General features: G+C 68.7%; 5 protein-coding genes. 3 read left to right on the top strand and 2 right to left on the bottom strand.

The genetic code is table 11. From position 1 onward, the window contains the following. Positions 1-204, bottom strand: a 204-nt coding sequence (locus ACOJSN_RS08960; RefSeq protein WP_420112154.1) for an ADP-ribosylglycohydrolase family protein, incomplete at its 3' end; no start/stop codon positions are given. A gap of 220 nt (positions 205-424) precedes the next feature. Here ACOJSN_RS08960 and ACOJSN_RS08965 point away from each other — a divergent pair. Then, complete coding sequence (locus ACOJSN_RS08965; RefSeq protein WP_420112155.1) at positions 425-1,366, top strand: hypothetical protein; 942 nt, start codon at positions 425-427, stop codon at positions 1,364-1,366. 136 nt (positions 1,367-1,502) lie between these two features. Here the strand turns inward: ACOJSN_RS08965 and ACOJSN_RS08970 are convergent, their stop codons facing one another. Then, positions 1,503-2,183 carry a hypothetical protein gene (locus ACOJSN_RS08970; RefSeq protein WP_420112156.1) on the bottom strand — a complete coding sequence of 227 codons (681 nt, stop codon included), beginning with the start codon at positions 2,181-2,183 and terminating at the stop codon, positions 1,503-1,505. 191 nt (positions 2,184-2,374) lie between these two features. Between ACOJSN_RS08970 and ACOJSN_RS08975 the strand changes: the two genes are divergently transcribed. Further along, entirely contained in the window at positions 2,375-3,661 is a 1,287-nt protein-coding gene (locus ACOJSN_RS08975; protein ID WP_420112157.1) for an MFS transporter, read from the top strand. Positions 3,662-3,737: 76 nt separating this feature from the next. After that, positions 3,738-4,471, top strand: a 734-nt coding sequence (locus ACOJSN_RS08980; RefSeq protein WP_420112158.1) for a hypothetical protein, incomplete at its 3' end; no start/stop codon positions are given.

A 4,471-nucleotide genomic window follows, 5' to 3' on the forward strand; every position in this document is an offset into this window, starting at 1 on the left:
GGTCGCCGCAGCGCGCGCCACCGCGACCGCCATCGAGGTGTCGTCCGTCCACTCGCCCGGCGCGAAGTTCCCCAGCCCGCCGCCGATCATGCCCGGCTCCAGATCAGCCGCGACGGTCTCGAACTCGTAGCCGGCACCGAGCGCATCACCCGCCGCCGACGCGATCACCACACCGCACGCTCGATCGAGCTGCGCCTCATCCATTCCTTGATTCTGCCCTGGGACCGGGCGTCGGAGGCGTGCTCACCGATGCTGTGGGTGCCCACCCGAACGTGTCGCCGAGGCATCGCGGCAGTGACCGTAGTATCGACAACTGGATCTATGAGATCGACGCCGCAAGAATCACCGGAGTAAGCGGTTCCGGTCAGCAGACCTCCAGGCTGAGGGCTGTGACCACGGCCGTGCGGAACGAGGCGTTGCCACGATGACTGAACCTGACGACGAGATCATCGACGCCACGCCTGCGCAGGTGATCGACGTGATCACTCAGATGATCGACCGGCCGTGGCCAGACGGCGATGGATGGCTCGAGTGGACGATCGATGGGATCGACGGGCACACCAGCTGGTTTGCGCACGTGCTCCCTCTGGGTGCGACCTCGGAAGCGCGGGGTCTCGCCGATCTCGTCTCGGGCGTGGCCGGCGCCGCCAAGCAGCGGTGGGGCGAGCCGCACCGCTTCGACGCGACTCAATTCACTGACGACCGCGAGACCGATCGGCGCTCGTACGACCGTCGCAGCGCCCCTGCCGGCGTGGTGCGGTCGCTCGGCGCCAGGAGGGCGTCATGGTGGCGCCTCGGGAGTGACGCCGTGATGCTCGTACACCGCAAGCACGCGCGACCGCAGCGCACCGCCGCCGTGCTGGTCCTGCCGGCCCAGTGGCTGGAGGGACCCGGTGCCGAGGAAGCGGCACTGCAAGCCCCACTGACCGAGGCCTTCCTCTCCGGCGAGAACCGCCGCGTTCTCCACGCGGTGTGGGCGGTGATCGCCTCCCGTGACCCCGAACTGCTCGCCCCCTTGGTCACGGCGCTTCCCGCCATCGAGAAGGCGACCGCCGACCTCGACCTCGGCGGAGCGCTGCTGTCCAACCGCAACAATCTCGACCACGCGCTCGACCGCATCCGACTCTTCGCCGACAAGCGGTGCCTCTGCCAGGCCTACCCCGACCACGTGCGATACGAACCCGCGAAAGAGGAGGCGCGGGGGCACGTTCGGATCCTCGAAGAGATCCCGACGTTCTTCAACGGGCGCCCTGACCGCCCCGAGCGCATCTGCGAATGCACCGACTGTGGCCGCCGGTTCTCGGTGGAGGAAGGCGAATACCACTACACGTGGTGGAAGTGGACCATGCAGGACTCGGGTCGATAGCGCAGCACCCCCGTGAACGGCGACAAGGGCGCGCACCGCTCACGCCGATCCAACAGATCACGCGCACCTCCGTCGTGATGCGTCACTGCGTTACCCATCACCGGGTGGCAGGCCCTGAGCGGCGTCGACAGCGCCCTCACCACACGAACCGCACCCCGACTCGCGCCCCAGTGGCGTCGGTGAGGATCCGGGTCGCGGGAAACATGCGCGCGTCGTCGATCGCGTAGTGATGGGAGACGTACCTCCACGCCTGTCGCGTGAGACCGTGGTCGAGGCAGCGTTGCCGTTCCTGCACGTACCAGCGGGCGGCTGCGGCCGGCAGCTCCTCGACCCAGGCAGGCAGGGTGCCTTCGACGACATCGGGAGCCTGGTCGAGGACCCTCGGGTCGCGCACCGCCAGGCTCCGGATCCGCATGCCGCCCATCGGCAGCGACGGCGAGATCACCTCGCCGCCGCACGTCACCGTTCCGCCGCTGGCCATGACCGCGGTCAGCATCGTTCTCGCCGACGGCGCAAACGTGCTGAGCTCCTGATCGAGCGCGGTTTCGGGGAGCCTCTCGAGGAAGGTGGCAGCGGCGGCACCGTCCACGCCGTCGAAGCGGAGAATCCGCTCCTCCGGCCTACCGCCCGGGACCGGGCCCACAGGTGGCACCGTGACGAACGGCTCCAGCACCTCGGCCATCCCGCTCGAGCACATGTACTCGTGCCGGCGGGGCCGTGGCGAGCCGCCGATGTCCTGCGCCTCCAGATGCCGCCACCAGGCACGGTGCAGCCAGCCGGGGAGCAGTGCGGTTGGAGGTGCCTCGGTGATCGTCATCGATCCAGCGTGCCGAGATCGCCGCGCCTCCCGCTCGAGCTAGCGACCGATCGGGCCGAATCTGTGGATAGAGCCGGGCTGTGGACAACGGCGCGGTCCGGTCACCAGATCATCACCGACCCGCGCCCCTCGTCAGAACGATTCGTTCTGATCAAGTGGACAAGTCCCGCCCTACCCGCTTGACTCCTGCGGTGCCGCGCCGCCGTAACCCGATGATCACCACGCTCGTGACCCTGCGAGGCAACGGTCGCGCCGCCGTCTACACCGAGCCCATGTGGGGCTTGTCGATGATGCTGGTGCTGCCGTACGCGTCGGTCTTCATGCTCGCGCTCGGCGTGCACGACGCCCAGATCGGCCTCCTCGCCACCATCTCCATGCTCTCCCAGGTGGTGTTCGGGCTGTTGAGCGGCGTGATCACCGACAAGCTGGGGCGCCGAGTCACCACGGCGGTGTTCGACGTCGTCGCCTGGGCGATCCCTTGCCTGATCTGGGCGTTCGCGCAGAACTTCTGGTGGTTCCTGATCGCGTCCGTGGTCAACGGCGCCTGGCAGGTGACCCAGAACTCGTGGGACTGCCTGCTGGTGGAGGACGTCGACCGCGCCGAGATCCCCAAGGTCTACTCGTTGGTCAAGGTCGCCGGAGACTTCTCGGCCCTGTTCGCGCCGATCGCGGCGCTGCTGGTCTCCCAGCTCGGCCTCGAGCAGGCGGTGCGGATCCTCTACCTCAACGCGTTCGTCATCATCTCGGCCAAGATCTGGCTGCTCTACCGCTTCAGCACGGAGACGGCGACCGGGCTGGTCCGCATGGAGCAGACGCGCGGCGTCAGCATCTGGACCTCGCTGTGGCAGTACCGCGCCGTGCTCGGCCTGATCATCCGCTCGAAGGGCACGATCTTCTCGCTGGTGATCGCGGCGCTCGTGGGCGCGGTCACGCTCGTCAACGCCACCTTCTGGCAGATCGTGATCAACCAGCGCCTCGGCGTGCCCGACGCCCTGCTCCCCTTCTTCCCGATGGCCCGCTCGCTGCTGTCGGTGCTGTTCTTCTTCACGATCATCCCGATGCTCACGCACACCCGCGCGCTGCGGGTGCCCACGCTCATTGGGTTCTCCGTGTATCTCGCCGGGCAACTGTTGCTCGTGGGTATTCCAGCGCCCGACGGCGCAGCCACCCTCTCCACGTATCTCCTGGTGGGTGTGTGCTTGCTTCTCGATGCCTTCGGCGCCGGCATCATGTTCAGGCTCTCGGAGTCGCTTGTCGCCCTGCACGTGGACCGGGACGAACGCTCGCGGGTGATGGCGATCCAACGCACCACCGTGATGCTCGCTACCGCCCCGTTCGGGTGGATCAGCGGCTGGCTCTCGGGCATGGACCGCCGGCTGCCGTTCGTGCTGACGGCGGTCCTGCTCCTCATCGGCATCATCGCCGCCGCGCGATTCTGGACCACCACGCACGAGGAGACCCACGCCGTCGAGGCCTGAGTCTGCACAGCGCTTCTTGTGATCGGTAGCGCTCCCCGCCGGGACATCGTGTCGACCTCAGCGGAAGGAGGGCGGCGTGATGGAGCTCGCGCTCGGGATCGGCAGCATCGCGGTGATGGCGGTGTTCCTGCTGCTCGTCCACCGGGCCGAGGCCACGACCCGGCGGCCACTGCCTGAGCTGGACCGCACCCCGCGCGCCGCGTCCGTGGTCGCCCTTCACGAGGCCCCGCACGGTCTCCGGTCGGTCGAGGTCGAGTTCTCCGACGGCGCAGGGACCGCCGTGCGCGCACGTCTCGTTGATCTGTTCGACAGCTCGGTCGCGCGGGCCTTCAGCATCGGCTCGCAGTGGCAGGTCTACGGCTTCATGAAGGCTCCTTCGCGATGCCTGCTCACCGAGGCCCACGACGACCTGCCCCGGTCCGGCTACGACCTCGACGGACTGCGGATCCGTCAGGAGCGCATGACGTTCTCGGCACGCCCGGGGTCGCCGGTCCTCGGGGTGATGCGGTTCGCAGGCGGGGGCTTCTTCGACAGCGACCGTGTGATCGGCGCACGCACGTCATGGCCAGCCGACCCGGCCTCGGCGTGGGCACAGGCACTCGCCACGGCCCGCCCGTTGCGCCGCCCACGACCGGTGCCACCTGTCCGGTCCACCGAAGACGTGGGGCACGAGGGCAGGGGGATGTACCGCACCGTCACCTGGGGCGCGCCGATCTTCTGGGTGGTGCTCGCGCTGGCGTTCACGGGGCTGCTGGTCTGCGCCCGGCTCCACGGTCAGGAGCTCGACTCGCTGCTCTGGGTGGCGGCCGG

It is taken from the genome of Pseudactinotalea sp., from assembly GCF_048594945.1.
Taxonomy (GTDB): domain Bacteria; phylum Actinomycetota; class Actinomycetes; order Actinomycetales; family Beutenbergiaceae; genus Pseudactinotalea.

What these genes read in the sequence shown, in the direction of transcription:
- ACOJSN_RS08965 (WP_420112155.1), top strand. Translation starts at nt 425, where the DNA reads ATGACTGAACCTGACGACGAGATCATCGACGCCACGCCTGCGCAGGTG.
- ACOJSN_RS08970 (WP_420112156.1), bottom strand. Translation starts at nt 2,183, where the DNA reads ATGACGATCACCGAGGCACCTCCAACCGCACTGCTCCCCGGCTGGCTG.